This is a genomic window from Streptomyces diacarni (assembly GCF_003323715.1).
In the GTDB taxonomy this organism is placed as follows: domain Bacteria; phylum Actinomycetota; class Actinomycetes; order Streptomycetales; family Streptomycetaceae; genus Streptomyces; species Streptomyces diacarni.
Map to the genome: position 1 here is coordinate 367,477 of NZ_QOIN01000048.1, position 26,205 is coordinate 393,681.

Below are 26,205 nucleotides of genomic sequence, written 5' to 3' on the forward strand. Positions count from 1 at the left end.
CCGCACGGCGCCGCGCGCGGGCGAGACTGGTGCGATGACCGAAGCCGGCGCGGTGGAGCCCGCACATCAGGAGGCGGCGGCCCCGCTCAGGGGAGGGGATCGCTTCTTCCGGTGGGGGCCCTACGGGCTGCTCGCCCTGAGCGCGGCCCTGACGGCGGCGACCCGGAGCGAGCTGATGACCGGGGGCGAGGCGGTGGCCGCCGCCGTGCTCGGCGCGGCGGCGCTCGTCCTCCAGCTCTGGTGGGGCCGCGCGGTGCGCACCGCACCCGGGCCAGGACCGCTCGGTGCCGTCTACTACGTCACCCGCACGGTGCTCGCCGGAGTACTGACGCTGCTCAACCCGTTCTGCGCGCTCTACGCGGTGGCAGGCTACTTCGACGCCGCCCGCCGGCTGCCGGAGCGCTGGGTGCGCGCCGGGCTCCTCACCACCGCGGCCACCATGGCCGGATCCCAGTCCGGAGGCCTGCCGCCCGGAGCTCCGGTGGGCTGGCTGATCTTCGCCGCGCTCTTCCTGCTGAACGCCTGGATGGTGCTCTACTTCGCCCGGCTGGCGCAGAAGGAGGACGAGAACGCCCGCGCCAGAGAGGACACCATCGCCGAACTGGGCCGCACCAACGCCCGGCTGGAACAGGCGCTGGAGGAGAACGCGGGCCTGCACGCCCAACTGCTCCTCCAGGCACGCGAAGCCGGTATCAGCGACGAGCGGCGCAGGCTCGCGGCGGAGATCCACGACACGCTCGCCCAGGGGCTGACCGGGATCATCACCCAGCTGAGGGCCGCCTCCGACAGCGAGTCGCACGAGGCCGCCCGCTCCCACCTGGGCCTGGCCGGCGAACTGGCCCGCGAGAGCCTCGCGCAGGCCCGCCGCTCGGTACAGAACCTCGCCCCCAGGGAGCTCGAACACGACGCGCTCCCCGCGGCGCTGGAGAAGGCCACCGACGCGTGGGCACGCTCCGCCGGAGTGCGGGCCGACTTCACCGTTACCGGAGCCGCCGAGCCGCTGCACGCCGAGGTGGAGGCCACCTTGCTGCGCATCGCCCAGGAGGCGCTCACCAACGTCGGCCGGCACGCCTGCGCCACCCGCGCGGGCGTCACGCTCTCGTACATGGGCGACGAGGTCACCCTGGATGTCCGCGACGACGGCCGGGGCTTCGACGCGCACGCGGTCCGCGAGCGCCCGGGGACGCACGGAGGGTTCGGGCTGGGCGGCATGCGCGCCAGAGCCGAACGCCTCGCCGGCACGGTCGAGGTCGAGACGGAGCCGGGCGGCGGGACGGCCGTCTGCGCTCGCGTACCGTTGGTCCGCCATGACGACTGAACAACCGCCGCCCGGGCCAGAGCTGGTCTCCGTGCTGCTCGTCGACGACCATCCGGTGGTCCGCGACGGGCTGCGCGCCATGTTCGAGCGCGGGCCTGGCTTCCGGGTGCTGGGGGAGGCGGCGGACGGGCGGGAAGGCGTGCGGCTTGCGGCCGAGCTCCGTCCCGACGTGGTGCTGATGGACCTGCGGATGCCGGGCGGCGGGGGAGTGGAGGCCATCGCGGGGATCGTCGCACGCGGGCTGCCGTGCAAGGTGCTCGTCCTGACCACGTACGACACCGACGCCGACACCCTGCCGGCCATCGAGGCCGGGGCGAGTGGCTACCTGCTCAAGGACGCGCCGCCGCACGAACTGTTCGCCGCCGTGCGGGACGTGGCCGCGGGCCGGACCGTGCTGTCACCCGCTGTCGCCTCCCGCCTGGTCGACCGCGTCCGGGCCCCGCGCCCGGACGCCGCCCGTAACGCGCTGAGCACCCGCGAGCGCGAGGTCCTCACCCTGGTGGCCAAGGGGACACCGAACCGGGAGATCGCCCGGCTGCTGTTCATCAGCGAGGCCACCGTCAAGACGCACCTCACCCACCTGTACGCGAAGCTCGGTGTGAGCGACCGCGCGGCAGCGGTGGCCACCGCGTACGGGCGCGGGATCCTCGGCCCCGGCGAGGACTGAGGCAGCCCCGCCCCGCGCCGCCTCCGCCGCCCGGGCCGGGCGGCGCGGGGAGCGTCAGAAGAGCCGGAGTTTGTCGTCCTCGATGCCGCGCAGGGCGTCGTAGTCGAGGGTGACGCAGTCGATACCGCGGTCGGAGGCCAGCACCCTGGCCTGCGGCTTGATCTCCTGCGCCGCGAAGACGCCCTTGACCGGCGACAGGTGGGGGTCGCGGTTGAGGAGCTCCAGATAGCGGGTGAGCTGTTCGACGCCGTCGATCTCACCGCGGCGCTTGATCTCGATGGCGACGGTGGCCCCGTCGCCGTCCCGGCACAGGATGTCGACGGGGCCGATGGCGGTGGGGAACTCGCGCCGGATCAGCGTCCATCCGTCGCCCAGCGTCTCCATCCGGTCCGCGAGAAGTTCCTGGAGGTGTGCTTCCACGCCATCCTTGATCAGCCCGGGGTCGACCCCCAACTCGTGCGAGGAGTCGTGCAGGATCTCCTCCATCGTGATGATCAGCTTCTCGCCGGCCTTGTTCTCCACCGTCCAGCGCTGATCGTCCCCCTCCTTGAGGGTGCACGGCGGGGACATCCAGTTGAGGGGCTTGTAGGCACGGTCGTCGGCGTGCACGGAGACCGATCCGTCGGCCTTGATCAGGATGAGTCTGGGCGCGGACGGAAGGTGCGCGGTGAGCCTGCCGGCGTAGTCGACAGAGCAGCGGGCGATGACGAGACGCATGGTCGGTCACGCTACTTGACGGCCGGGCCCGCGCGCGATTCGCCCCCGGATGGGGTGTTCGGCAGTGGCGCGAGTATTCCCATTCTCGTGCTGATTCGCCCCAGGAGCCGTACGGTAAGGCTGGGCGTCGCCGTCCGAGGTTGCGCGACTACACGGTGATGTCCTTTCACCCCCAAGAGATCCGGCTCCACGGGCCGGGTCGCGAGAGGAGAACCCCATGTCGCTCGACGTCCCACCTGCGCTGTTGGAACAGGCAGAGCGTGGCGAGGTGGATGAGGCGGCGTTCGTCGACTGCGTCCGCACGTCCCTCCCGTACGCGTGGGAGATGGTCAGTTCGCTCGTCGCGCAGTTGAAGGTGGACGGCGGTGAGTTCGCCGACAACCAGACGCCGCCCCCGGACGAGCAGCACCGCGGTCAGCTGCTCCGCGCACTGGCGAGCGATGCGATACGCGGCGCGCTGGAACGCCACTTCGGGGTACGGCTCGCGTTCCAGAACTGCCACCGGGTCGCGGTCTTCCCCCTCGACCCGTCGGCGGACGAGCGCCTCACCCGCTTCACCTCCCTCCGCGGCCAGCTGCTCAACCAGTCCCCGGAGCTGCGCGACTGCTGACCGCGCGGTCCCCGGCGGCCGAGGTGGCCGACGCGTCCTGCGGGGCGTGCGCCGTTGCGGCGGTGGTGGACACCGCCGCAACGGCATGCGGGCCCTTGCGGCACTTTTCGGCCGTTCCGCGAGGCGCGCTCCCGCCCCTCCCTCAGACGACGAGGCGCCTCTCTCTCAGGCGACGAGGGGCAGCACCTCGCCGGCCAGCCTGCGGATGTTCCGCACGGTGCCGTCGCGGTCCCCCGTGCCTTCCACCAGCAGAGCGAAGCGGCTGATGCCGGTGCGCTCGGTGCTCGCCGCGAGCCGGTCGGCGCACTCCCGCGGCGAGCCCACCGGATGCAGCTCGCACAGCAGTTCCGTGTAGCCGAGCGGGTCGCGCATGCGGCGGGGCCGCCCGTCGACGGTCACATGCTGGCCAAGACCCTCGCGCAGCCACCCCGGCATGGCCTTGAGCAGTGTCTCCCGCGCCTCGCCGCGCGAGTCGCCGACCTGGACCACGCCGGCCGAGACGTGCCGGGCCGCGGCGGCCTCGATCTCCTCGTGCGGATGGCCGGCGGCGCGTGCCTCACGGCGCCACATGCGCGTCATCTCCGCCTTCTCCTCGTCGCCGCAGTGCATGCCCAGCAGCATGGGCAGCAGCCGCGCGGCGGCCAGCCGCAGCGTCCCCGGCGAGGTGCAGGCGACGACCAGACCCGGTGCTGCGGTCCCGCCGGCCCGGCCCTCCCGCTCGCGGGGGGCGATCGCGCAGTCCGGGCGCGGCACCACCGGCACCTCACGGAAGCGGTACCGCTCCCCGTCCGCCGAGACCCGCGGCTCGCGCAGCCACCGCAGCAGCAGGTCGAGCGCCTCGGGGAAGCCCTCCTCGAACGCCGGCAGCCCACCGCCGAACACCTCCAGGTCCACCCACGGGCCGCCCCGGCCCACACCGAGGGTGAAGCGTCCTTCGGACAGCAGGTGCAGCAGCGCCGTCTGCTCACCGAGGGCGACCGGATGCGCGGCGGGCAGCACGCTGACGGCCGTTCCGACGCCGATCCGCCGTGTGCGCCCCAGCAGCAGCGCCGCGAGGGTCACGGCCGAGGGGCATACGCCGTAGGACACGAAGTGGTGCTCGGCCAGCCAGACGTCGGCGAGTCCTGCCGCCTCGGCTTCCTCACCGGCCCGGACCGCGCGGTCCAACGCCTCGCCCTGCCCCTGACCCGGGAACTGTGCGCCCAGGACGAAAGCTCCAACTCGCATTTCCCACCGCCCTCAGTGGGCCCGCGACCGACGGCTGGGTCCGGGCCGCGTGTCCGCAGGACCGGACACCTCATCAGCACTAACGCCTGACACGTGCCAAAGGCACGGCCCGTGATCCGATTCGTGTGATGAACGGCAACCCGGGCCTGCCTGTGGACAACCGGCAGCGGTGCTCCACGGCGTGCGTAGGCTGGAATGCACACGGCCACCGCCGGCCCGTGGCTCAAGCGTGCGGCCCCGGAGCGGCGAGGGGCCGTCCGCCGTCCACCGTCGCCGACCCACCGAGGTGCCCCACGTGTCCCCGCGTCGAAACCGCTCCCGCAGCGGTGCCGCCAAACCAGCAAAGGCCGCCCGCACCGGCGCCGGGGCGCGTCGTGACGAGGACGAGCGCGAGGGCCGCGAGCGCTTCGGCCTGGAGCGCACCGAGGACTGGCGGGGGGAGGAGTGGGCGGTCCGCCGGATAAGCGGAGGCGCGGCCCTCAAGCGCTACCGGTGCCCCGGTTGCGACCAGGAGATCACCCCCGGCGTCCCGCACGTCGTCGCCTGGCCGCTGCTCGGCGATGTCGCCGACCGGCGCCACTGGCACGGAGCCTGCTGGAACGCGCGGGACCGCCGGAGCGCCAGGCTCCAGCGGTCCCGTAACGCCCCCCGGTACTGAACCCCGGTGCTGAATCCTCGGTACTGAGTTCGGTATGGGGCCCTCGGTACGGAAGGGGGACGTCGGTGTCCGGACGGGGCGTTGGTCCTACACGTCGCGCTTGTTCAGCAGCGCGCACGCCCCCGCGAAGACGACGAGGGTGACGACTGCGAGTCCGCCCAGCAGCGGCCAGCCCGTGGCGTCCTGGTCGGTGGTCATCGGGATGCGGTAGAGGGAGGCCAGCCCGTTGAGCGGGGAGTACTCGATGAGGAAGTCCCGTACGTCCTGCAGCGCCTCGCCTGCCATGAACATCGCCATCAGCAGCGGCAGCAGCACCACGCCCAGCATGGCGGTGATGGCGCCCGCGGAGTGCCGCAGCAGCGCGCCCACCGCCAGCGACAGCAGACCCAGCAGGGCCACGTACAGCCCGGCGCCCACCGTCGCACCCAGCCACTCGCTGCCGGAGGCGACGAGTTTCCCTCCTTCGAAGGAGTCGGCGAGTTCGCTGCCCCTCTCGTACGGGGGAAGCGTCTGGTCGCTCAGCAGCGCGGAGTTGATCAGCGCGGTGAGGGCGCAGGCGAGCGTCGTCATCACGAAGGCCAGCAGGAAGAAGACCGTGGCCTTGGCCAGCAGGACCCTGGCGCGCTGCGGGCAGGCGGTGAGGGTCGTACGGATCATGCCGGTGCCGTACTCGGAGGTGACGACCAGCACGCCGAGCGTGATCACGCAGATCTGCCCGAGCATCAGCCCGAACAGGCCGCTGGAGAGCAGCGGCATCCCGGTGTAGTCGCCGCTCAGCCCGACGGCGGACAGCAGGCCGATGCCGACGACGAGAGCGAACATCACGCCGAGTGTCCACACGGTGGAGCGGACGGTGCGGATCTTCGTCCATTCCGAGACCAGCGCGTGCCCGAGGTTGGTGCGCGCCATCGGGATGGGGGAGCTGTAGGGGGCGATGCCGCCCGGCCAGTGCCCCTGGCCCGGCTGCCCTTGCCCTGGCTGCTGCCCGGCGCCGACGCCGGCGCCGACGCCGGCGGGTGGGACCGTTCCCGCGGGGGCGGGTGCGGGCATGTGCGCGGCCGCCTGCTGGGCGGGGGCCGCCTGGCCGTTGTGCTGCTGGGTGCTCATCGGGCGTCCTCGCCTTCGTTCGTGGCGCCGCCTGGCATGCCCTCAGCCGCGCCCGGGGCCGCGGGGCCCGCCGGGGGAGCGGTGGGTGCTGCCGGGGCGGCGGCGTACGGGTCGGTGCCGGGCCGCGGCGCGCGCATCTGCAGCGTGCCGCCGCCGGGCACGCCCGGCTGCGGGGCGTCCTGCGGCCCTCCCGGATACGCGGCGGCGCCGTGGGCGGGCGCGGGGGCCGCCTGCTGCCCTGGCGGCATCTGGGGCGCGGCGGCCATGCCGGGCACGGCCGCCTGCTGCGGTGCGGCGCCGGGCACGGCGGGGGCGACGGCGCCCGCCGTGCCCGGCGCACCTGCCATGGCGGGGGCCCCCGCGGGCTGCTGGAGACCCGCGCGCATGTCGGTCGTGGAGCGGTAGTCGACGGAGCCCTGGGTCAGCCGCATGTAGGCCTCTTCCAGTGAGGCCTGATGCGGGGAGAGTTCCCACAGCCGCACGTCGGCGCCGTGCGCGAGGTCGCTGATGCGGGGCAGCTCCAGGCCGGTGACGCGGAGCGCGCCGTCCTCTTCCGGCTGGGTCCGCCCGCCTGCCTCGTGCAGCGCGGCGACCAGTTTCTCGCGCTGCTGCGGCTCGCTGTCGGGCGTACGGACGCGGGCGAAGCCGATGGAGTTGCGCGCGATGAACTCCGTCACCGACATGTCGGCCATCAGCTGTCCGCGGCCGATGACGATGAGGTGCTCGGCGGTCTGCGCCATCTCGCTCATCAGGTGGCTGGAGACGAAGACCGTGCGGCCCTCGCTCGCGAGGCGCTTCATCAGGTTGCGGACCCACAGGATGCCCTCGGGGTCGAGGCCGTTGACCGGCTCGTCGAAGAGCAGCACCTGCGGGTCACCGAGCAGCGCGGCGGCGATGCCGAGGCGCTGCCCCATGCCGAGCGAGAAGCCCTTGCAGCGCTTCTTGCCGACCTCCTGGAGCCCGACGACGCCGAGCACCTCGTCGACGCGGCGCGCCGGGATGCCGGACAGCTGCGCGAGGGAGAGCAGGTGGTTGCGCGCGCTGCGGCCGCCGTGCACGGCTTTGGCGTCGAGCAGGGCGCCGACCTGGCGTGGGGCGTTGGGGAGGCCTCTGAAGGCGTGCCCGCCCACGGTGACCTGCCCGGACGTCGGTGCGTCCAGCCCCAGGATCATGCGCATGGTGGTCGATTTCCCTGAGCCGTTCGGCCCCAGGAATCCGGTGACGGCCCCCGGCCGTACCTGGAAGGACAGGTTGTACACGGCCGTCTTGGCGCCGTAGCGCTTCGTCAGGCCGTATGCCTCGATCATCCTTTGCCCCTGGACGCAGTTCGGGGCTCACGTGCCCCCGGACATGGCCTAGGAGGTCACGAGAGGCCTGTTCGGTTCCATGCGGCGGCCCCTCGGTCGTGGGCGGGGGCCGGACGCCCGGCCGTGGGCGGGGTCAGGCGTCGCGCTTCTTGAGGACGATGAAGCCGGCGATCAGTGCGGCCGCCGTCCACGCGGCCATGATCAGGAGCCCTTCCCAGGGGCCGTAGGGGCGGTCCAGCGCCTCGGGGACCACGGACATCACGGTGGTGCCGGCCTGGTCGGGGAGGTACTGGCCGACCTTCTTGGTGGCCTCCACCGAGCCGAGGATGTTCGAGACGAGGAAGAAGAACGGCATCAGGATGGCGAACGCGAGCAGCGGGCTGCGCAGCACGAAGGTGATGCCGACGGCGAACAGGGCGATCAGCGCCATGTAGAGACCGCCGCCGACCACCGCGCGCAGCACCCCGGGGTCGCCGATGCCCACCCCGTGCTCGCCGAGGAGCGCCTGGCCGAGGAAGAAGGTGCAGAAGCTCGTGATCAGGCCGACGACCAGCACGAGTGGCCCGGCGACCAGCACTTTGCACCACAGGAACGTGCCGCGTTGCGGTACGGCGGCCAGCGAGTTGCGGATCATGCCGGTGCTGTATTCGGCGGAGACGACGAGGACGCCGAATGCGATCATCGCCAGCTGTCCGAGGCTCATGCCGGCGAAGCTGGTGAAGGTCGCGTCGAACGTGCGCCGGCTGACGGTCGACATGTCGTCGAAGGTCGAGGCGGTCACCGCGCAGATCAGCGCGCCGAGCCCGATGGAGACGACGACCGCCGCGGCGAGGGTCCAGATCGTGGAGTGGACCGAGCGGACCTTCGTCCACTCGGATTTGAGGACGCGCGTGGTGTGACTCATCAGCGGCGCCTCCTGCGCTGCCAGTCCTCGCCCCAGGCGGGACCCTCCGGGGGCGGGCCCTGCGTGCCTGCCGGGGGCGGTGCCTGCCCAGTTCCCGGCGGCGGTGCCTGTGGGATGCCCGGCGGGGCCTGTGCGCCTCCTGGCGGGGCCTGGAGGCCTTCCGGTGGGGCCTGGGGGCCTTCCGGTGGGGGTTGGGGGGCTCCGGGCGGGACCTGTGCGCCTTCCGGCGGAGCCTGGGCGCCGCCGGGGGCGTGTCCGTGGTACTCGACGCTCTGTGCCGTCAGCCGCATGAACGCCTCCTCCAGCGAGGCCCGTTGCGGACTGAGTTCGTGCAGCACGATGCGGTGGGCCGCGGCGAGTTCGCCGATGCGGGCGGCGTCACCGCCGTCCACCTCCAGTGCTCCCCGCGTCCCGGCCGCGGGCCGCAGCCCCTCGGTGGTCAGGACGTCCAGCAGCCGCTCGGGTTCGGGCGTACGGACACGAACGTGTGTGCGGGAATTCTCCGCGATGAACTGCGACATCGAGGTGTCCGCCAGCAGCTTGCCCTGGCCGATGACGATCAGGTGCTCGGCGGTCTGCGCCATCTCGCTCATCAGGTGGCTGGAGACGAACACCGTCCTGCCCTCGCGGGCCAGATGCTGCATCAGCGTGCGGATCCAGTGGATGCCCTCCGGGTCGAGGCCGTTGACGGGCTCGTCGAACATCAGGATGCGCGGGTCACCCAGCAGGGCGCTCGCGATGCCGAGGCGCTGCCCCATGCCGAGCGAGAAGCCCTTCGGACGCTTGCGTGCCACGTCGTGCAGGCCCACCATCTCCAGCACCTCACCGACCCGGCGCTCGGGGATCCCGTTGGACTGCGCCATGCACAGCAGATGGTTGTAGGCGCTGCGGCCGCCGTGCACGCCCTTGGCCTCCAGGAGCGCGCCGATGCTGTTGAGCGGCTCCTTCAGTTCGCCGTAGCGCTTGCCCTCGATGCGCACGTCACCGCGGGTGGGGGCGTCGAGCCCCAGCACCATCCGCATGGTGGTGGACTTTCCCGCGCCGTTCGGGCCCAGGAAGCCGGTGACCGTACCAGGCCGTACGGTGAAGCTGAGACCGTCGACGGCTGTCTTGTCCCCGTACCGTTTGGTCAGGTCCCGCAGCTCGATCATTCTTCGACGCTACGGTGCGACCGACACGCTCGCCACTCGTGCGCAGGATCCGCACATCATTCACACATGCGAAACGCCCCGCACCATCCGGTGAGGGGCGTTTCGCATGTCCGGGAACCGCGTCTTCGCAAGCCGCGTGTCCGGGAGGGGGCCCGAGCGGCCTCAGCGCGACTGCTGGGCGGGGACCGAGCGGCCCGCCGACTCCTCGTCGGCCGCCTCGTCGCCCGCCTGCCCGCCGGCGGCCACGGCCGCACCGGTGAGGGTGGCCAGCATCTCGCGCACGTTGGTCAGCTGCGCGTTGATGCTGTCGCGGCGGTTGGTGAGAGCGGCCAGCTCGCGCTCGGACTCGCTGCGCACCCGGTCGGCCTTGGCGTTGGCGTCCGCGACGATGTCCTCGGCCTGACGCTGCGCCGTCTCGACGGTCTGACGGGCGCGGCGCTCCGCGTCCGTGCGCAGCTTCTCGGCCTCCAGGCGCAGCTGCTCGGCACGGTGCTCGATCTCCGCGAGCCGCTTCTCCGCCTTCGCCTGACGGGAGGCCAGATCGCGCTCGGACTGCTCGCGCCGCTTGGCGAGGTTGGTCTCGAAGTCGGCGGCAGCCTGGGCGGCCTTCGCGCGGGTGTCCTCGAAGAGCGAGTCGGCTTCCTCGCGCTTGGACTGGGCGTCCTTCTCCGCGTCGCTGCGCAGCGTGGTGGCCTCGCCCTTGGCCTTCTCGACGATGCGGGCGCCCTCGTCCTCCGCCTTCTGCTTGCGCTCGGCGGCGAACTGCTCGGCGTCGTTGCGTACCTGCTGGGCCGCGCCCTCGGCGAGCTCGCGGTGCTGCTCGGCGGCGCGACGGGCCTCCTCGCGCAGGTCCTTGGCCTCCTCCTCGGCGAGGCGGAGGATCTTCTCGACACGGGCGCCGAGGCCGGCGTACGACGGCTCCGCGTCGTTGACCTGAGCCTGGGCGTTCTGCGTTTCGAGGTGGAGCTCCTCGATGCGCTTTTCCAGAGAGGTGATCCGGCCCAGGGCGCTGTCACGGTCGGCGACGAGCTTCGCGATGCGGTCGTCAACCTGTCCGCGGTCGTAGCCACGCCGCACGAGCTCGAAGCCGTAGGGGGAGGAAGTGTCGCTCATGGGGTTCCTGTCGAGTCAGACGGGTTATCAGACGGGGGGAGTGATAGAGGGAATCCTAGGGGTCCAAGCGGCGTGTCATCGAGCTTATGCGCGTTTGATCTGGAGAATGTGCCCTCGTTCGAGTGGCTAACCCTCCGAACCCTTGCCATTCGAACGAGTTGTACCAGCGCCAACGCCCGCTGTCACACCACCGTTCGCGCCGGAGGCGCGCCCGCCCTTCTTGCCGGACCCCGAGCCGCGTCCCGAGCCGCCACCGGACCCCGAACCGCCGCCCGAACCCGAACCGGAACCCGAACCGGAATCCGCACCGGCAGTCGACTCCGCGTCCGCCTCCGCACCGTCCTTGCCGCCTGACGACGCGGCACCCGGCGCCTCGAACGACTCGAGCGCCTCCAACACGTCCTGCACGCGGGAGATCTCCGCGTTGATGTCCTCCTGGCGCCGCATCAGCAGGTCCAGCTCGTGCTGCCCGGCCTCGACCGTGCGCTGCGCCTCCTCGGTGGCCTCCTCGCGCAACTGCTGGGCCTCGCGCTCCATCGCCGCCTGCTTGAGCTCCGCCTCCTTCAGCAGGCCCTCCGCCTTCTTCACGGCGGCGATGCGCACCTTGCCGGCCTCCGCGTTGGCCTCCGAACGCAACTCCTCGGCCTTCTCCCGCGCTTCGGCCAGCTGCTCCTCGGCGGCCTGGACGAGCTTGTCGCAGCGCTCCCCGGCCGACTGCATCGCCTCGGCCGCCTCCCGGCGCGCCCGCTCGTGCAGCTCCTCGACCTCCGCCTCGATGCGGGTGCGCAGCTCCTCGGCGCGCTCGCGGATGGCGCCGGAGTCGCTACGGGCCTCCTCCAGCAGCGTGTCGGCGTCCGAGCGTGCCTTCTCGACCAGCTCGCGGCCCTCGTCCCTGGCCTCGGTGACCAGCCGATCCGACTCGCCACGGGCGGCGCCCACCATGGCGTCCGCCTGTTCCTCGGCGGTGGCCTGGGCGCGCAGCGCCTCCTCCTGGGCCTGGGCCATGAGTTGGTCGGCCTGCTCGGCCGCCTCCGTGCGCTTGGCCGCGGCGTCCTCCCTGGCCTCGTCGCGCAGCCGGTCGGCCTCGGCGCGCATCTCCTCCGCGTACCGCTCGGCCGCGGCACGGGTTTCCTGGTCGAACTGCTGGGCGGCCGCCCTGGTCTCCTGGTCGTAGTGCTCCGCCGCCGCGCGGGTCTGCTGGTCGTACCGCTCGGCCTCGGCGCGCGTCTCACGGTCGAACCGCTCGGCCTCCGTGCGCAGCGCCCCGCTGACCCGCTCGGCCTCGGCCCGCGTCTCCTCGCCGGCCTGCTCGGCCTCGGCGCGCACCCGCTCGCCGAACTGCTCGGCGTCCACGCGCGTCCGGTCCCGGTACTGCTCGGCCTCCGTGCGGGTCTGCGCGCCGTACTGCTCGGCGGCGGACCGCGTCTCCTGGTCGAACTGCTGTGCGGCCGACCGGGTTTCCCGATCGAAGAGCTGAGCCGCTTCCCTGGTCTCCCGGTCGAAGCGCTCGGCCTCGGAGCGGGTCTCCGCTCCCGCGCGCTCCGCCTCCTCGCGGGTGCGGTCGGCCTCCTCCTGGGCCTTGGCCATGAGTTGGTCGGCCTGCTCGGCGGCCTCGGTGCGCTTCTTGGCGCCTTCCTCGCGGGCCTCGTCCAGGAGACGGTCGGCCTCCGTGCGGGCCTCTTCGCTGACGCGCTGCGCTTCCGCACGGGTCCGCTCGGCCTCGGTCACCGCTTCCGAGACGGTCTGCTCCGCCAGCGACCTGGCGGCGTCCGCCTCCTCCCGGGCCTCCCTGCGCACCGTCTGCGCCGCGTGCTCCGCGGCCGACCGCAGCCCGGCGATCTCCTCCTCGGCCTCCTCGCGCAGCCCCGCGACCGAGTCCCTGACCTGCTGAGCCGTCTCCTCGGCCGCGGCCACCAGCTCCGCCGCGCGGCGCTCGGCCTCCTCCGTCAGCCGCTCGGCCTCCGCCTGCGCCTCGGCGACCCGCTTGCGCGCGGACGCCAGCAGCTCCTCGCTCTGCTCGCGGGCCTGCGTGCGCTCCTGATGCGCCTCCTCGCGGGCCTCGGCCAGCAGCTCCTCGGCCTCGCGCCGGCGCCGGGCGGCCTCCTCCTGGGCGGCGCCCAGCGCCTCGGCGGCCTCCGCGTTCGTCCGCTCCGCCGCCGCGTCGGCCTCCGCGCGCACCCGGTCGGCCGTCGCCTGCGCCTCCTCGCGCAGCCGCTCGGCCTCCGCCGTCGCCTCGCCGCGCAACTGGACGGCGACCGACTCGCCCTCCGCACGCGCCTGCGAGGCGTCCGAGGCCGCCTCCGTGCGCAGCCGCTCCGCTTCCTCCTCGGCCTGCTCACGCAGGGTGCGCGCGCGCTCCGCCGCCTCCGTGCGCAGCCGCTCGCTCTCCGCCCTGGCCTCGTCGCGCAGCCGCTCCGCCTCGGTGCGGGCCTCGGTCAGCCCCGACTCGGCCTCGGCCAGCTTCGCCTCGGCCTCCTCGCGGAGCCTGGTCAACTCCGTCTCGGCCTCGGCCTTCCGCTGCGAGGCGGCCTCCTCGGCCTCCTCGCGGGTCTTGCGAGCCGCCTCGTCCGCCTCGGTCCTGGTCTGCTCCGCCGCCTCCTCGGCCAGCGAGTTCAGCTCCTCGGCCTCCGTGCGGGCCCGCTCCAACGCCTCCTCGGCCTGCTTGCGCAGCGATGTGGCGCGCTCGATCGCCTCAGTGCGCACCCGCTCGCTCTCCGTGGCGGCGTCGGTGCGGGTCTCCTCCGCGTCGGCCTTGGCCTTGCCCAGCAGCTCCTCGGCGCGGTTGGCGGCCTCCTCGATCTGCTGGACGGCGTCGCGGCGGGCCTCGCCGCGGAGCTTCTCGCCCTCCTCGACGGCCTCCGCCCGCAGCTGCTCGGCCTCGCCGCGCAGCCTGCGCGCCTCCTCCTGGAGCTCGACCGTCTTGGCGCGGTAGTCCTTCGTGTCGTCCTTCGCGGCGCCCTTGAGCTGCTCGGCCACGTCGTGGGCCTCGGCCCGCAGCCGGTCGGCCTCCTCCTCGGCCTCCCGGCGCAGCCGCTCGGCCTCCTCGGACGCGGTCTTCGTGGTGGCCTTGGCCTCCTCGGACGCCTTGGTCAGCACGTCCTCGGCGGTGCGGGCCGCCTGCGCCAGCTGGTTCGCCGACTCCTCGGCCGTGGTGGTGCGCGCCTTCTCGCGGGCCTCGGCGATCAGCCGCTCGCCCTCCGCCTTGGCGTCCTCGCGCACCTGCTCGGCCTCGGCCCTGATGGCCTCCGACTCCTTGGTGGCCTGGCCCACCAGCCGCGCCACCTCCGCCTTCGCGGTACGGGTGCGCTGCTCGTTCTCCGACTCGGCGTCCGCGAGCCGCCTGCCCGCCTCGTCCTCGGCCTCCCTGAGCTTGTCCGAGGCCTGCTCACCGGCCTCGCGCAGGGCCTCCTCGGCCTGCCGCATCTGCTCCTCGGCGCGCCGCACCAGCTCGCCCGACTCGCGCCGGCTGCTCTCCGCCTCGCCCGCGGTGGTGGTACGCAGCTGCTCGGCGTGCTCGGTGGCCTCCTGGGCCTGCGTGGAGGCGGCGTTCAGCAGCCGCTCGGCGTCGGCACGGGCCCGGCGCAGGATCGACTCGGCCTCGCTGCGGGCGTTCTCCGCCTCGGAGCTGAGCCGCTGCCGCGCCTCCTCGGTCAGCCGCTGGGCCTCGGCACGGGCCCGCGCCAGCGACTGCTCCGACTCCGCCCTGGTCTCCTCCATGAGCCGCCGGGCCTGCTGCTCGGTGCGGGAGCGCAGCTGCTCGGCCCAGGCGATGTTGTCGTTGACGTGCGTCTCGACCGTGGCGCGGCGCTCGGACAGCTCCTGGTCGAGCTGCTGGCGGCGGCGCACGGCCTCGGTGTGCAGCTCGGACTCCAGCCGGGACTGCGCCTCGGCCTGGTCCTGCAGCAGCCGCTGGGTCTGGGCCCGCGCGTCGCGCAGCTCACGCTCCGCGTCGGCGCGCATCTGGTCGGCCTGGAGCTGGGCGTTGCGGAGCAACTGCTCGGCCTGCTGGGAGAGGTTGTCGTACCCCGCAGGGCGCGTGGCCAGCGCGCGGCGCGCCTCGTGCAGCTTGGCGCGCAGCACTTCGACCTGGTAGCCGAGGTCGTCGGCATGCTCGACGGCCCTCTCCCGCTCCTTCTTCAGCCGGTCCATCTCGGCCTCGAACTGCGAGAGGTGGTCGTCAGCCTCGTAGCGGTCGTAGCCCCGCACTGCGCGGTCCCATCCGTCCCCTGGTAGTCGTGGAGATGATCCGAACCCTCTCCCCGGACTTGATGACACGTCCCGACGGAAATGGTGTCAGATCGTCGGCGGAACGTGGACCGAGCCCCCAACCCGGAGACCTCGTCGGGTGGGGAGGGCCCGCCCCGGCCGTCAGGCCACTCTACCGGGCTCGGAAGCGGACGTCAGTGGTCCGTTGGTGCGGCGGGGGTTTCCCGCCGTACGGACCCCTGGGCGGGGTTCACCGCTCCTGGTCGCCGGCGTGGCCGAGGTCACCAGTTCGGGCCGTGCTTTTCCTGGGGACGGCCCCCGGATTCCCAGCCGGGCCTGGTCGCCTGGTCAGTGCGGTCCGCTCTGGGATTCGGCCGAGGTCACCAGTTCGGTGAGCACTCCGTGGCAGTCCTTCGGGTGCAGGCTGTGTTTTCCCGGGGGATGACCCCCGGGCCCCCAGCCGGGCCTGGTCCCCTGGTCAGTGCGGTCCGCTCTGGGATTCGGCGGAGGTCACCAGTTCGGTGAGCACTCCGTGGCAGTCCTTCGGGTGCAGGAAGGTGATGCGGGAGTCCATGGAGCCGCGGCGGGGCTCGTCGTAGAGGACGCGGACGCCCTTGTCGCGGATGGCCGCCGCGTCGCCGTCGACGTCGGCGGTGCCGAAGGCGATGTGGTGGACGCCCTCCCCGTTCTTGGCCAGCCACTTGGCGACCGCGGAGTCCTCCCGGATGGGTTCGAGCAGCTGGAGGTAGGAGGAGCCTCCGTCGTCCGTCCCGTTGATCCGCAGCATGGCTTCCCGGACGCCTTGTTCCTGGTTCACCTCGGTGTGGAACACCTCGAAGCCGTAGGTGCGGGAGTAGAAGCCGACGGTGGCTTCCAGGTCCCGGCAGGCGATTCCGATGTGGTCGATACGCGTCAGCATGGGCAACAGTGCAGCGCTCCTCACCCGGTTACGCAACGTGCGCACGGTCACACTCACCGACCGGTGACCCGGACAGGTACCGCTCAGTATCTTGAGTGGTAACCCTCGTTAACTTCCCCGCCGGAAGGGAACCTCATGACTGCCACTCCCAGCAGCTCCACCTCCGTGATCGTCGCGGGCGCCCGTACGCCCATGGGACGGCTCCTCGGCTCGCTGAAGTCGTTCTCCGGAGCCGACTTGGGCGGCTTCGCCATCAAGGCGGCGCTGGAGCGGGCCGGAATCGGGCCGGATCAGGTGGAATACGTGATCATGGGCCAGGTGCTGCAGGCCGGGGCCGGGCAGATCCCGGCGCGCCAGGCGGCGGTCAAGGCGGGCATCCCCATGAACGTGCCGGCACTGACCGTGAACAAGGTCTGCCTCTCCGGGCTCGACGCGATCGCGCTGGCCGACCAGTTGGTGCGCGCGGGTGAGTTCGACGTCGTCGTCGCCGGCGGCCAGGAGTCCATGACGAACGCCCCCCACCTGCTGCCCAAGTCGCGCGAGGGCTACAAGTACGGCGCTCTCGAAGTGCTCGACTCCATGGCGCACGACGGGCTCACCGACTCCTTCGAGAACATCGCCATGGGCGCCTCCACCGAGAAGCACAACACCCGCCTGGGCATCCCGCGCGACGTGCAGGACGAGATCGCCGCCCGCTCCCACCAGCGCGCCGCCGCCGCCCAGCGCGACGGGCTCTTCGCGGCGGAGATCACCCCGGTGGAGGTTCCGCAGCGCAAGGGCGATGCGGTGCTCGTCTCCGAGGACGAGGGCATCCGCGGCGACTCGACCGCCGAGTCGCTGGGCAAACTGCGCCCCGCCTTCGCCAAGGACGGGACGATCACGGCAGGTTCGTCCTCGCAGATCTCCGACGGCGCCGCGGCCGTCGTCGTGATGAGCAAGGCCAAGGCCGAGGAGCTGGGCGTCTCCTGGATCGCGGAGATCGGCGCGCACGGGAACGTGGCGGGCCCGGACAACTCGCTCCAGTCGCAGCCCTCCAACGCCATCGCGCACGCGCTCAAGAAGGAGGGCGGCTCCGTCGGGGACCTCGACCTGATCGAGATCAACGAGGCGTTCGCCGCGGTGGCCCACCAGTCGATGAAGGACCTGGGAGTTGGCCCCGAAAAGGTGAACGTGAACGGCGGAGCGATTGCCCTGGGACACCCGATCGGGATGTCCGGGGCGCGGATCGTGCTGCATCTCGCGCTGGAGCTGAAGCGGCGCGGGGGCGGTCTCGGCGCCGCGGCCCTGTGCGGGGGCGGCGGTCAGGGTGACGCGCTGCTCGTCCGCGTGCCGTAGGAAGGTCCCCTCCCCGCGCCTTCGGGTGCCGGTCCCCATGTCTCCGGGTATCTCCGGGTATCTCCGGGTTCCGGTCCCCGCACTTCCGGTTGCCGACCCGGTTGCCTCCGGGTCGGGAGGGCGGGACTGGGGGAGAATGCCTGGTCACAGCCACAGGAACGGAGCTGTAGGAGCAATGGTGGATGTCGCAGCGTTGGTGGCGGGGGCCCGTGAGGGGGCGCCGCGCGCGGTGGCGCGGCTGATCTCCCTGGTGGAGGGCGCCTCCCCGCAGCTCCGCGAGGTCATGGCCGCCCTCGCCCCGCACTGCGGCAACGCGTACGTGGTCGGGCTCACCGGGTCGCCGGGTGTCGGCAAGTCGACGACGACCTCCGCGCTGGTGACCGCCTACCGCGCGCAGGGCAGGCGCGTGGGCGTGCTCGCCGTGGACCCGTCCTCGCCGTTCTCGGGCGGAGCCCTGCTCGGGGACCGGGTACGGATGGGGGAGCACGCCTCGGACCCGGGGGTCTACATCCGCTCCATGGCCACCCGCGGCCATCTGGGGGGCCTGGCGTGGGCGGCGCCGCAGGCGATCCGGGTGCTGGACGCGGCGGGCTGCGACGTCGTCCTGGTCGAGACGGTGGGGGTCGGCCAGTCGGAGGTGGAGATCGCCGCGCAGGCCGACACCAGCGTGGTGCTGCTGGCGCCCGGCATGGGGGACGGCATCCAGGCGGCGAAGGCCGGGATCCTGGAGATCGGTGACGCGTACGTCGTCAACAAGGCCGACCGGGACGGCGCGGGCGCCACCGTCCGCGAGCTCAACCACATGCTGGGCCTGGGCGAGGCCCGTCGTCCGGGCGACTGGCGGCCGCCGGTGGTCAAGGCGGTGGCCGCGCGCGGTGAGGGCGTGGAGGAGATGGTCGCGGCGCTGGACAAGCACCGCGGCTGGATGGAGGAGCACGGGGTGCTCGCCGAGCGCCGGGCCGCGCGGGCCGCGAAGGAGATCGAGAACATCGCGCTGACGGCGCTGCGGGAGCGCATGGGCGAGCTGCGGGGCGGCAAGCGGCTGGACGCGCTGGCCGCACGGGTGGTCGAGGGTTCGCTGGACCCGTACGCGGCCGCCGACGCACTGGTCGAGGGCGTCACCGAGGGGTGAGGCCCTGGCCGGCCCGACGGCGCGGATACGGCAGGGCGGGCGGGTGACCTGATGTCACCCGCCCGCCCTCGTCCGTCCGTGTGACCTGCCGGGGTCCGGCGGATCAGTCGTCGTCGCCCTGGTCGCTCTCGTGGTCGAGCACCTTGCCGGAGGCGCCGTCGAGGACGAGTTCGTGCTCGGTGCCCTGCTTGTCGACGGTCTCGGCCTCCCAGTGGCCCTTGGCGGCGCCGTCGTCGGCGTCGTCCTCCAGGCTGACGGAGGTGACCGTGCCGCCCTTGCCCGCGTCCGCGGCCTTCTTGCCCACCTCGGCGGCGTCGAGCTTGGCGGCACGGGCGACGGAGCGGTCGTCGTCCTTGTGGGTGTCCACGCGGTTGGTGACGACGTCGCCCTTGGTGGCGTCGATCTTCACCTCGTGCCACTTGTTGTCCTTGCCGAGGACGTCGGCCTCCCACACGAGCGTGTTGTGGTCGGTGTCCAGCTCCAGCTCGGTGATGCTGCCGGGGACCTCCTTGAGCACGGACTGGGCCGCGCGGGCGAAGGAGACGTCCGCGGCGCCGGTGTCCTCGGCCTTGTCTGCGCGGTCGCCGTCCTTGCCGTCGGCGGCGCGGTCGTCCCGGTCACCGCGGTCGTCGTCGTGACCGTCGCCCCGGTCGTCGTCGTGTTCGGCCGAGCGGGTGTGCGACTGCGACGAGGAGGCCGGCTTGCCTTCGGCGCTGTCGCCGCCGCTGCCCGCGACCCCGAAGGCGGTCGCCGTACCACCTCCGACCAGCGCGGCCGCGGTGACGGTGGCGATGATGACCTTGCGCTTCATGACGTTCGACTCCTCGGTTCGTGGGCTGCTCTCGCTTTCGATGACTCCACGGTGGCCGACCGTTGCTGAACGTGAGCTGAAGCTACCTGAAGCCCTCTTCAGCCGCGATTTGGCAGGCTGGGCGCATGCGCCTGCTGATCGTGGAGGACGAGCGGCGACTGGCCCGGTCGCTCGCCGGGGGCCTGACGGCCGAGGGCTTCGCCGTGGACGTCGTGCACGACGGCGCGGAAGGCCTGCACATGGCCGTCGAACACGAGTACGACCTGATCGTGCTCGACATCATGCTCCCCGGCATGAACGGCTACCGGGTCTGCGGTGCGCTGCGCGCCGCGGGCGACGAGACGCCGGTGCTGATGCTCACCGCCAAGGACGGCGAGTACGACGAGGCCGAAGGCCTCGACACCGGCGCCGACGACTACCTCACCAAGCCGTTCTCCTACGTCGTGCTGCTGGCCAGGGTCCGCGCGCTGCTGCGCCGCCGCACCCGGGGCGCCAGGGTCGCGCTGCGGATCGGCGAGCTGACCGTCGACCCGGCGGCGCAGCGGGTGACCGTGGGCGAGCGCGAGGCCGAGCTGACGGCCAAGGAGTTCGCCGTGCTCGAATACCTGGCCACCCGCGCGGGGGAGGTCGTCTCCAAGGCGGAGATCCTCGAACACGTGTGGGACTTCGCCTACGAGGGCGACGTCAACATCGTCGAGGTGTACGTGAGCGCGCTGCGGCGGAAGCTGGGCGCCGGCTGGATCACCACCGTGCGCGGCGCCGGCTACCGGCTCCAGAGCGAGGCGGCCGGCGGCCGCAGGGACGGCGGGCGACGCGATGCGTAGGGCGTCCGTACGCCTGCGCGCGGCGCTGGGCGCCACGCTGGTGGTGGCGCTCGCCCTCATCGCCGCCGGCTTCTTCGTCGTCTCGGCGCTGCGGGGCGGGCTCGCCGACACCGCCCGCCTGAACGCGGAGAATTCCGCTCGCGGCACGGCGGCGCAGCTCGCGGGCGTACCCGAAGGCGGCATCCCGGACGTCGACGGCCTCGACGGCGACGACCCCGTGCAGGTCGTCGACGCGGACGGAAAGGTGCTCGGCGCCAGCGACCCCCTCAAGGGCCGCGGCCCCGTGGCCGACTTCGCCCGCGCGGACAAGCCCGGGAGCCACTCCGACGGCGGCTCGTCGGACGCGGACGGCGGCGTTGAAGGCGACTCCGACGGAGACGAGGTCGACACCGACAGCGAGGATGAGACCCGCACCTTCCCCGTGGACGACGACGGCGAGGTCACCTACGACAAGGACGACATCACCGGCTCACAGGAGTTCAGTCTCGCCGCCGTCCAGGGCCGCACCCGGGCAGGCACCCCCGTGACCGTCTACGCCGGTGTCTCCCTCGGCGCCCAGCAGGAAGCCGTCTCCACGGTGACCCGCTCCATGCTGTTCGGGCTGCCCGTGCTGCTCGTGGTCGTCGGCGGCGTCACCTGGCTCGTCACCCGGCGCGCGCTGCGGCCCGTGGAGGGCATCAGGCGGGAGATGAGCGCCATCACCGCCAGCACCGACCTGACGCGCCGCGTGCCGGAGCCCGACGCGCGGGACGAGGTCGCCCGCCTCGCTCGCACCACCAACGAGACGCTCGCGGCGCTGGAGGGGTCCATCGAGCGCCAGCGGCGGTTCGTCGCCGACGCCTCCCACGAACTGCGCAGCCCCATCGCCTCCCTGCGCACCCAACTGGAGGTCGCCGCCGCGCACCCCGAACTCCTCGACGTCGACGGCGCTGTCGAGGACACCGTACGGCTCCAGGCCCTCGCGGCCGACCTGTTGCTGCTCGCCCGGCTGGACGCGGGCGAGCGGCCCGCCGAAGGGCGCGTCTCCCTGGCCGCGTTGGTGCGCGAGCAGGTGGGGCAGCGGCCCCGCGACCCGCACCCGCTGCGCGTCGCCGCCCTCGACGAGGGGGAAGTGCGCGGCTCGGCGGCCCAGTTGGGGCGCGTGCTGGGCAACCTGCTGGACAACGGGCAGCGGCACGCCGCCGCGCGGGTCACCGTCGAGGTGCGGCGGGAGGGCGGGGACCTCGCGCTGGCCGTCAGCGACGACGGGGAAGGGGTGCCCGAAGCCGAGCGGGAGCGGATCTTCGAGCGGTTCGTGCGGCTGGACTCGGCGCGGTCACGGGACGAGGGCGGCGCGGGGCTGGGGCTGGCCATCGCCGCGGACGTCGCCGAGCGGCACGGCGGCACGCTCGGGGTGGACAGCGCGCCAGGCGGGGGCGCCAGGTTCGTGCTGAGGCTGCCCGCGGCGGACGACTGAGACGGAAGGAGCGGCGCCGCCACGCCGCCGCCTCGTCACCGTGTCACCGCTTCAGCCGGGCCAGACCGCGAGAATCGGCGACAGGGGCGGGCCGGGGTCCTCACACGCGGCCGCGGCCGGCTCGCAGCTTCTCCGTCAGGGGCCGGAGCGTGCGCTCCAGGTGGGCGAGGTCGGCCGGGTCCACCCCGTCGATGAAGTGCCGGCGCACGGAGGCGACGTGGTGGGGTGCGACGCGCCGCATGGTCTTCCAGCCGTGGTCGGTGAGGACGGCGAAGAGGCCCCGCTTGTCGGACTCGCAGGACTCGCGCCGCACGAGTTCGGCTTTCTCCATCCGGGTGATCTGGTGGGACAGCCGGCTCTTGGACTGGAGGGTGGCGGCGGCGAGGTCGGTCATCCGCATGCGGTGCTCGGCCGACTCCGAGAGGTTGACGAGGATCTCGTAGTCGTTGAGTGTCAGCCCGAACGGCTGGAGATCGCGCTCGAGCTGGTAGCTGAGGAGCCTGCTGACATCCAGGTGGGTGCGCCAGGCGCGCTGCTCGTCCTCGGTGAGCCAGCGGGTGCCGTCGTCGGTGTCCATGTCGTGAGACTCTACCGAGCGTCGTACACACGTGCTTACGCGGTGTGGCGTGAAGATGTCGCAGCGTTGTCGCGTGGTGGCGTGTGCGCGGTGGGTGACGGTCAGAGGCCGAACCGCCGCTGGAGCCCGCCCAGCTGGCCGGGCAGCTGCGGGAGCTGCTGGCCACCGGGCCCGCCCGCGCCTCCGCTTCCGCCGTCGCCCGGCACCCCGGCCTGCTGCGGCACCTGGCCGGTGGAGCGGTCCGCCAGAAGCGTCTCGGTCGACTGGATCAGTACGGTCCCCGCCCCGACGAACTCGAACTGGTGCTCCTCGCCGGAGGCCCCTCCCAGCCCCGTCACGGCCCGCATGCCACCCAGGACGCCCCTCATGTACTGGTGGTCGTAGTGGTGGCAGGGGGAGGGGCAGTCCGCCCAGCCGACGAGCGCCTGGGGATCCACCCGCACCGGCGGCTCGACGAAGTGGACCTCGCCGTTGGAGGCGGCGACGAACTTCCCCGTTCCGATCAGGGTGAGGAAGCCGGGGATGATCGACTGCTTCAGCGTCAGCGCGGGATCGAAGGCGAGCAGATTGCCGGAGCGGACGGTCAGGTTGCCGTCCTCCAGATCGAAGGAGTTGATGTCGAAGGCCCGGTCGGCGAGCAGCAGCTTGCCGCGCCCCTCGGCCACGACCCAGTCGGCGGCGTGGAGCGGCGAGTGGAAGCTGCCGGCGACGAGCCCGTCGAGCCGCCCGTGGCCGATGCCCTGGAAGTCGATCTGCCCGTAGTAGGCGATCATCTTCCCCTTCTGCAAGAACCACTGCCCGTCCAGGTCCACGGAGAAGGCGTACGGGTTGACGTTGTCGTTCGCGGGCAGGGTCGCCGCGTCGAAGACCTGGTAGCCCTGCGGCACGGAGCCGTGCGGTGTCTGCGACGTCACAGTTTCTCCTCACTCGCCTGCACGAACACGGCTCCGCTCCCGTTCAGTTCCAGCTGGAAGGCCTCTCCGGAGCCGCGCCCCACCATGTCGCGCCAGCCCAGCGCGGAGGACAGCTTGTTGCGCACGTCACCGAAGTGGGCGACGTAGGCCTGCGGGTCGACGTGGACCGGGTGGCCCGGGGTGAGCGGGAGCTGGAGGATGCCGCCGTGGGCCATCACGGCCACCGAGCCCCTGCCCGTCAGCGTCGTGGTGAACAGGCCCTGGCCCGACACCTGGCCGCGCACCATGCCCATGACGCCGCCGTCCCGGCCGAGGAAGAGGGTGCCCTGCTGGAGGCTGCCGTCGAAGGCGAGCAGCCGGTCGGCCTCCACGCACAGCGTGTCGCCGTCCAGGTTGATCACCTCGACGTGGTGGCCGCCGTGCCCGAACATCACCGTGCCGTTGCCCTCGACGGTCATCAGCGGGGTCGCCTCACCCGCCACCCGCCGCCCGATCATGGACATCAGGCCGCCCTGACCGCCCTGGACGTTGGGCGTGAAGGTGACCTCGCCCCGGTAGCCGACCATGGCACCGCGCTGACTGAACAGCCGCTGCCCGGGTACGACCTGCGCCTCGACGAGCTTGCCGGACAGCTCACGGAACGGCATCAGACGTCACCCCCCAGGGTGTTGCGCTCGCTGGGCTGCACGTACACCACGCCGTCCCCCTCGAATCTGACCTGGAACGACTCGCCCGAACCCTCGCCCATGAACGTGCGGAAGTTCACACCGGACTGGAAGCTTCGCCGCAGATCGCCCTGGTGCGCGACGTAGGCGCCCGGGTCGACCTGGAGCGGGGTGTCCCGCGTGACGCGCAGCAGCACCGCGGGCCCGTCCGACATGACGGCCGCCCATCCGGTGCCCTCGACCGAGGTCGTGAACAGGCCGTTGCCCTGGGAGGCTCCGCGCAGCCCGGTGAAGGTCGTGCCGGTGCGCAGGCCGCCGTCCGTGCACAGCAGGTTGCTGGCCTCCACGTGCAGCTTCTCGCCCGCCAACCGCACGAGGTTGATGTCGCTCGCCCGGTCGGCGAAGTAGCACGTGCCCTGCCCCTTCACCTCCATGACCGTCATCTGCTCGCCGGTCAGCCTGCGGGTGACCATGCCGCGGACGCCGTCTCCGCCGCCGCTCAATTTCTTGAACGTCATCTCGCCGTCGTAGGCGACCATCGAGCCGTTCTTCGCCTTGACCGTGTCGCCGCCTCCGCCGAGCGTGGCGGCCAGCACCTTGGTGCCCTGTAGTCGCAACTGAGCCACCCTTCGAACCTACCCTGAGGCCGGGGACGGTCGGCAGAGCTGCCACAATGGCAGAGCTTGTGCTTGGCTTCACAAGCGATCTCGTCGCCGATCCCGCAAACGATCTGAGGACCTGCCGTGGCCATACTGGAAACTCCTAGCGGCCTGCCGCCCAAGTCGGTCTCCGCGCTGCGCCGCCTGCGACTCACCTCGGTGCCCGAGGGAGTCTCCTTCCTCCTCCTGCTGGTCTGCTCGGTGCTGAAGCGGACCACGGACTTCAACGCCGTCCCGGTCATGGGCGCCGTCCACGGCGTCCTCTTCATCCTGTACGTGCTCTTCTGGGCCGACGCCTGGAACCGCATCAAGTGGCCGTTCGGCCGCGCCGCCCTCTACTTCGTCCTCTCCGTGCTGCCGACCGGCGGCTTCTTCGCGGACCGGATGCTGCGCGAGGAGGAGAAGGCCGGTGTCATCGCCGCCCGCGCCCGCAAGGAGCAGACGGGCACCGTGAGCGCGGGCGGAAGCGCGGTCAACTCGTGATCGTCGCGTTCTCCGTCACACCGCTCGGCGTCGGCGAGGACGTGGGCGAGTACGTGGCCGACGCCGTGCGGATCGTCCGCGAGTCGGGACTGCCGCACCGCACGGACGCCATGTTCACCTCGCTGGAGGGCGAGTGGGAGGAGTGCATGGACGTCGTACGCCGGGCCGTCGCCGCGGTCGAGGCGCGCGCCCCGCGCGTCTCGCTCGTCCTCAAGGCCGACATCCGCCCCGGTGTCGTCGACGGCCTCACCGCCAAGGTCGCCACCGTGGACCGGTACCTGGACGAGGGCTGACCCGCCCCGGCCAGGCACCGAGCCGACCCGCCCGGCCAGCAACCGGACTGATCCGCCCGGCCGGACTCCGGCTGCGGTGACCCGCAGACCGCCTGCTCAGCCACCCGCGGGCGGCCCCGGCGGCTCCTGCGCCCGCCCCGCCAGCACGGCCGCGCCGAGGGCCGTACGGGAGTACAGCACCTGGTGTCCGACACGGCAGGACTCCAGCAGCCCGGCGCCGCGCAGCACCGACAGGTGCGCGGAGACGGACGAGGGCGCCAGCCGCAGCCGGAGCGCGAGCGCGCTCGTGGAGGCGGGCTCGTCCAGCGCCCTCAGGACGGCCGCGCGACCCCGCCCGAGCAGCCGCACCAGCGCCCGCGGCGGATCCAGGGGCGCGCTCGGCGCCCACAGGTGCCCGACGCCGCGCGCCGGGTACATCACCGCGGCCGGCGCGGGCGGCTCGAACCCCGCCGCCACCCCGGGCCACACGAACGCGCTCGGCACCAGCGTCACCCCCTCGCCGCCGGTCAGGACGCGGGAGTGCCCGGGACGGCGCGCGATCCGCAGTGCGCCGTCCCGCCATGTGACCTGCGGGTGCAGCGCGGTGAGTACCCGGCCGAGCCCGCCGTCGGCCAGCCGCCGCGCCCGGAAGGCGATGTCCGCCTCCAGCAGCGCCCGCAGCCGGGGCCAGCAGGGGGCGAGGAGGCCCTCCCAGGCGCGGACCACGGCGCGCGCCAGCGTCTCGACGGCGGCGGCCGGATCCGCCAGCAGGCCGCGCCCCACCGCCGTGCGGGCGGCGCCGGGCGTTCCGGCCAGCGCCCGGGTGAGCTGCGCGTGCGCGCAGGCGGGGTCCGTGGCGCGGATGCGGGCCGCCTCCTCCGCGACGGTTGCCGCGGGCGCGGCCGGTGGGGGGAAGAGGAAGTCGGGGGTGTAGCCGCGGGCGGGCAGGACCGCCCACAGCGGATCCAGCGCCAAGGAGCGCGCGAGCGGCAGCGTGCGCCGCACCCAGCCGCCGTGCGGTGTTCCGTGGGGCGCGTGCGCCAGCGCCCGTAACGCCGCCTGCGTCTCCCACCCGGGGGAGAGGGCGAAGCGGCAGTTGAGCGGGTCCGCGGGCCCGAACCGGATCGTGATCGTCACCCAGGCTCCCCGCAGCTGGAAGATTCGGCCGAGCCC

25 protein-coding genes are annotated in these 26,205 nt (G+C 72.8%); 10 read left to right on the plus strand and 15 right to left on the minus strand.

Annotated features, from left to right (window positions below; all coding sequences use genetic code 11):
- Positions 1 to 34: 34 nt before the first annotated feature.
- Both DTL70_RS23530 and DTL70_RS23535 read left to right on the plus strand, forming a co-directional pair.
- Positions 35 to 1,318, plus strand: coding sequence for a sensor histidine kinase (locus DTL70_RS23530; protein WP_114023951.1), 1,284 nt, complete (start codon positions 35 to 37; stop codon positions 1,316 to 1,318).
- Positions 1,308 to 1,985 carry a response regulator gene (locus DTL70_RS23535; protein ID WP_114023952.1) on the plus strand — a complete coding sequence of 226 codons (678 nt, stop codon included), beginning with the start codon at positions 1,308 to 1,310 and terminating at the stop codon, positions 1,983 to 1,985. Before DTL70_RS23530 ends, DTL70_RS23535 begins: the two co-directional genes overlap by 11 nt.
- Before the next feature lie 54 nt (positions 1,986 to 2,039).
- Here the strand turns inward: DTL70_RS23535 and nucS are convergent, their stop codons facing one another.
- A complete protein-coding gene (gene nucS / locus DTL70_RS23540; RefSeq protein ID WP_114014059.1) occupies positions 2,040 to 2,702 on the minus strand; it encodes an endonuclease NucS in 663 nt (220 codons plus the stop codon).
- A 217-nt stretch (positions 2,703 to 2,919) separates the two neighbouring features.
- On the opposite strand from nucS, the gene DTL70_RS23545 reads away from it, so the two are divergent.
- Positions 2,920 to 3,312, plus strand: a complete 393-nt coding sequence (locus DTL70_RS23545) for an SCO5389 family protein (RefSeq protein ID WP_114023953.1) — start codon at positions 2,920 to 2,922, stop codon at positions 3,310 to 3,312.
- 165 nt (positions 3,313 to 3,477) lie between these two features.
- On the opposite strand, the gene DTL70_RS23550 is transcribed toward DTL70_RS23545, so the two are convergent.
- The gene (locus DTL70_RS23550) at positions 3,478 to 4,539 is read right to left on the minus strand and encodes an LLM class flavin-dependent oxidoreductase (RefSeq protein WP_114023954.1); all 1,062 of its coding nucleotides are present in this window, start codon (positions 4,537 to 4,539) and stop codon (positions 3,478 to 3,480) included.
- A gap of 295 nt (positions 4,540 to 4,834) precedes the next feature.
- Here DTL70_RS23550 and DTL70_RS23555 point away from each other — a divergent pair, with 295 nt between their 5' ends.
- Positions 4,835 to 5,197 (plus strand): ATP/GTP-binding protein, encoded by a 363-nt coding sequence (locus tag DTL70_RS23555; protein ID WP_114023955.1) that lies wholly within the window; start codon positions 4,835 to 4,837, stop codon positions 5,195 to 5,197.
- An 87-nt stretch (positions 5,198 to 5,284) separates the two neighbouring features.
- Here DTL70_RS23555 and DTL70_RS23560 read toward each other — a convergent pair whose 3' ends face one another.
- The 7 genes from DTL70_RS23560 to mce form a co-directional block, all read right to left on the minus strand.
- Positions 5,285 to 6,304 (minus strand): ABC transporter permease subunit, encoded by a 1,020-nt coding sequence (locus tag DTL70_RS23560; RefSeq protein ID WP_181861051.1) that lies wholly within the window; start codon positions 6,302 to 6,304, stop codon positions 5,285 to 5,287.
- Entirely contained in the window at positions 6,301 to 7,611 is a 1,311-nt protein-coding gene (locus tag DTL70_RS23565; protein ID WP_114023956.1) for an ABC transporter ATP-binding protein, read from the minus strand. Before DTL70_RS23565 ends, DTL70_RS23560 begins: the two co-directional genes overlap by 4 nt.
- A gap of 133 nt (positions 7,612 to 7,744) precedes the next feature.
- Complete coding sequence (locus DTL70_RS23570) at positions 7,745 to 8,515, minus strand: ABC transporter permease (RefSeq protein ID WP_114023957.1); 771 nt, start codon at positions 8,513 to 8,515, stop codon at positions 7,745 to 7,747.
- Complete coding sequence (locus tag DTL70_RS23575) at positions 8,515 to 9,666, minus strand: ABC transporter ATP-binding protein (protein ID WP_114023958.1); 1,152 nt, start codon at positions 9,664 to 9,666, stop codon at positions 8,515 to 8,517. Before DTL70_RS23575 ends, DTL70_RS23570 begins: the two co-directional genes overlap by 1 nt.
- A 162-nt stretch (positions 9,667 to 9,828) precedes the next feature.
- A complete protein-coding gene (locus DTL70_RS23580; protein WP_114023959.1) occupies positions 9,829 to 10,779 on the minus strand; it encodes a coiled-coil domain-containing protein in 951 nt (316 codons plus the stop codon).
- A 126-nt stretch (positions 10,780 to 10,905) separates the two neighbouring features.
- Entirely contained in the window at positions 10,906 to 14,985 is a 4,080-nt protein-coding gene (scy, locus tag DTL70_RS23585; protein WP_114023960.1) for a polarized growth protein Scy, read from the minus strand.
- A gap of 478 nt (positions 14,986 to 15,463) precedes the next feature.
- Entirely contained in the window at positions 15,464 to 15,904 is a 441-nt protein-coding gene (mce, locus tag DTL70_RS23590; RefSeq protein ID WP_114023961.1) for a methylmalonyl-CoA epimerase, read from the minus strand.
- A gap of 135 nt (positions 15,905 to 16,039) precedes the next feature.
- Between mce and DTL70_RS23595 the strand changes: the two genes are divergently transcribed.
- Positions 16,040 to 17,239: an acetyl-CoA C-acetyltransferase gene (locus DTL70_RS23595; protein ID WP_114023962.1), complete on the plus strand. Its 1,200-nt coding sequence runs from the start codon at positions 16,040 to 16,042 to the stop codon at positions 17,237 to 17,239.
- A gap of 175 nt (positions 17,240 to 17,414) precedes the next feature.
- Positions 17,415 to 18,371 (plus strand): methylmalonyl Co-A mutase-associated GTPase MeaB, encoded by a 957-nt coding sequence (gene meaB, locus DTL70_RS23600; RefSeq protein ID WP_114023963.1) that lies wholly within the window; start codon positions 17,415 to 17,417, stop codon positions 18,369 to 18,371.
- 103 nt (positions 18,372 to 18,474) lie between these two features.
- Here the strand turns inward: meaB and DTL70_RS23605 are convergent, their stop codons facing one another.
- A complete protein-coding gene (locus DTL70_RS23605) occupies positions 18,475 to 19,182 on the minus strand; it encodes a PepSY domain-containing protein (protein ID WP_114023964.1) in 708 nt (235 codons plus the stop codon).
- A gap of 125 nt (positions 19,183 to 19,307) precedes the next feature.
- On the opposite strand from DTL70_RS23605, the gene DTL70_RS23610 reads away from it, so the two are divergent.
- Together DTL70_RS23610 and DTL70_RS23615 are read left to right on the plus strand one after the other, a co-directional pair.
- A complete protein-coding gene (locus DTL70_RS23610) occupies positions 19,308 to 20,006 on the plus strand; it encodes a response regulator transcription factor (RefSeq protein ID WP_114023965.1) in 699 nt (232 codons plus the stop codon).
- Entirely contained in the window at positions 19,999 to 21,462 is a 1,464-nt protein-coding gene (locus tag DTL70_RS23615; protein ID WP_114023966.1) for a sensor histidine kinase, read from the plus strand. Before DTL70_RS23610 ends, DTL70_RS23615 begins: the two co-directional genes overlap by 8 nt.
- Positions 21,463 to 21,562: 100 nt before the next feature.
- Here the strand turns inward: DTL70_RS23615 and DTL70_RS23620 are convergent, their stop codons facing one another.
- From DTL70_RS23620 to DTL70_RS23635, 4 genes are all read right to left on the minus strand, one after another.
- Entirely contained in the window at positions 21,563 to 22,039 is a 477-nt protein-coding gene (locus DTL70_RS23620; protein ID WP_114023967.1) for a MarR family winged helix-turn-helix transcriptional regulator, read from the minus strand.
- Between the two features lie 101 nt (positions 22,040 to 22,140).
- Positions 22,141 to 22,953: an AIM24 family protein gene (locus DTL70_RS23625; RefSeq protein WP_245979581.1), complete on the minus strand. Its 813-nt coding sequence runs from the start codon at positions 22,951 to 22,953 to the stop codon at positions 22,141 to 22,143.
- Positions 22,950 to 23,600 (minus strand): AIM24 family protein, encoded by a 651-nt coding sequence (locus DTL70_RS23630; protein WP_114023968.1) that lies wholly within the window; start codon positions 23,598 to 23,600, stop codon positions 22,950 to 22,952. The genes DTL70_RS23625 and DTL70_RS23630 overlap by 4 nt, the downstream gene beginning before the upstream one ends.
- Positions 23,600 to 24,244, minus strand: coding sequence for an AIM24 family protein (locus DTL70_RS23635; protein WP_114023969.1), 645 nt, complete (start codon positions 24,242 to 24,244; stop codon positions 23,600 to 23,602). The genes DTL70_RS23630 and DTL70_RS23635 overlap by 1 nt, the downstream gene beginning before the upstream one ends.
- A 117-nt stretch (positions 24,245 to 24,361) precedes the next feature.
- Here DTL70_RS23635 and DTL70_RS23640 point away from each other — a divergent pair, with 117 nt between their 5' ends.
- Complete coding sequence (locus DTL70_RS23640; RefSeq protein WP_425470399.1) at positions 24,362 to 24,760, plus strand: DUF3817 domain-containing protein; 399 nt, start codon at positions 24,362 to 24,364, stop codon at positions 24,758 to 24,760.
- A complete protein-coding gene (locus DTL70_RS23645) occupies positions 24,757 to 25,053 on the plus strand; it encodes an MTH1187 family thiamine-binding protein (protein ID WP_114023970.1) in 297 nt (98 codons plus the stop codon). Before DTL70_RS23640 ends, DTL70_RS23645 begins: the two co-directional genes overlap by 4 nt.
- 96 nt (positions 25,054 to 25,149) lie before the next feature.
- On the opposite strand, the gene DTL70_RS23650 is transcribed toward DTL70_RS23645, so the two are convergent.
- Positions 25,150 to 26,169: an ArsR/SmtB family transcription factor gene (locus DTL70_RS23650; protein WP_114023971.1), complete on the minus strand. Its 1,020-nt coding sequence runs from the start codon at positions 26,167 to 26,169 to the stop codon at positions 25,150 to 25,152.
- Positions 26,170 to 26,205 lie beyond the last annotated feature (36 nt).

What these genes read in the sequence shown, in the direction of transcription:
- DTL70_RS23530 (WP_114023951.1), top strand. Translation starts at nt 35, where the DNA reads ATGACCGAAGCCGGCGCGGTGGAGCCCGCACATCAGGAGGCGGCGGCC.
- DTL70_RS23535 (WP_114023952.1), top strand. Translation starts at nt 1,308, where the DNA reads ATGACGACTGAACAACCGCCGCCCGGGCCAGAGCTGGTCTCCGTGCTG.
- nucS (WP_114014059.1), bottom strand. Translation starts at nt 2,702, where the DNA reads ATGCGTCTCGTCATCGCCCGCTGCTCTGTCGACTACGCCGGCAGGCTC.
- DTL70_RS23545 (WP_114023953.1), top strand. Translation starts at nt 2,920, where the DNA reads ATGTCGCTCGACGTCCCACCTGCGCTGTTGGAACAGGCAGAGCGTGGC.
- DTL70_RS23550 (WP_114023954.1), bottom strand. Translation starts at nt 4,539, where the DNA reads ATGCGAGTTGGAGCTTTCGTCCTGGGCGCACAGTTCCCGGGTCAGGGG.
- DTL70_RS23560 (WP_181861051.1), bottom strand. Translation starts at nt 6,304, where the DNA reads ATGAGCACCCAGCAGCACAACGGCCAGGCGGCCCCCGCCCAGCAGGCG.
- DTL70_RS23565 (WP_114023956.1), bottom strand. Translation starts at nt 7,611, where the DNA reads ATGATCGAGGCATACGGCCTGACGAAGCGCTACGGCGCCAAGACGGCC.
- DTL70_RS23570 (WP_114023957.1), bottom strand. Translation starts at nt 8,515, where the DNA reads ATGAGTCACACCACGCGCGTCCTCAAATCCGAGTGGACGAAGGTCCGC.
- DTL70_RS23575 (WP_114023958.1), bottom strand. Translation starts at nt 9,666, where the DNA reads ATGATCGAGCTGCGGGACCTGACCAAACGGTACGGGGACAAGACAGCC.
- DTL70_RS23580 (WP_114023959.1), bottom strand. Translation starts at nt 10,779, where the DNA reads ATGAGCGACACTTCCTCCCCCTACGGCTTCGAGCTCGTGCGGCGTGGC.
- mce (WP_114023961.1), bottom strand. Translation starts at nt 15,904, where the DNA reads ATGCTGACGCGTATCGACCACATCGGAATCGCCTGCCGGGACCTGGAA.
- DTL70_RS23595 (WP_114023962.1), top strand. Translation starts at nt 16,040, where the DNA reads ATGACTGCCACTCCCAGCAGCTCCACCTCCGTGATCGTCGCGGGCGCC.
- meaB (WP_114023963.1), top strand. Translation starts at nt 17,415, where the DNA reads ATGGTGGATGTCGCAGCGTTGGTGGCGGGGGCCCGTGAGGGGGCGCCG.
- DTL70_RS23605 (WP_114023964.1), bottom strand. Translation starts at nt 19,182, where the DNA reads ATGAAGCGCAAGGTCATCATCGCCACCGTCACCGCGGCCGCGCTGGTC.
- DTL70_RS23610 (WP_114023965.1), top strand. Translation starts at nt 19,308, where the DNA reads ATGCGCCTGCTGATCGTGGAGGACGAGCGGCGACTGGCCCGGTCGCTC.
- DTL70_RS23615 (WP_114023966.1), top strand. Translation starts at nt 19,999, where the DNA reads ATGCGTAGGGCGTCCGTACGCCTGCGCGCGGCGCTGGGCGCCACGCTG.
- DTL70_RS23620 (WP_114023967.1), bottom strand. Translation starts at nt 22,039, where the DNA reads ATGGACACCGACGACGGCACCCGCTGGCTCACCGAGGACGAGCAGCGC.
- DTL70_RS23630 (WP_114023968.1), bottom strand. Translation starts at nt 23,600, where the DNA reads ATGCCGTTCCGTGAGCTGTCCGGCAAGCTCGTCGAGGCGCAGGTCGTA.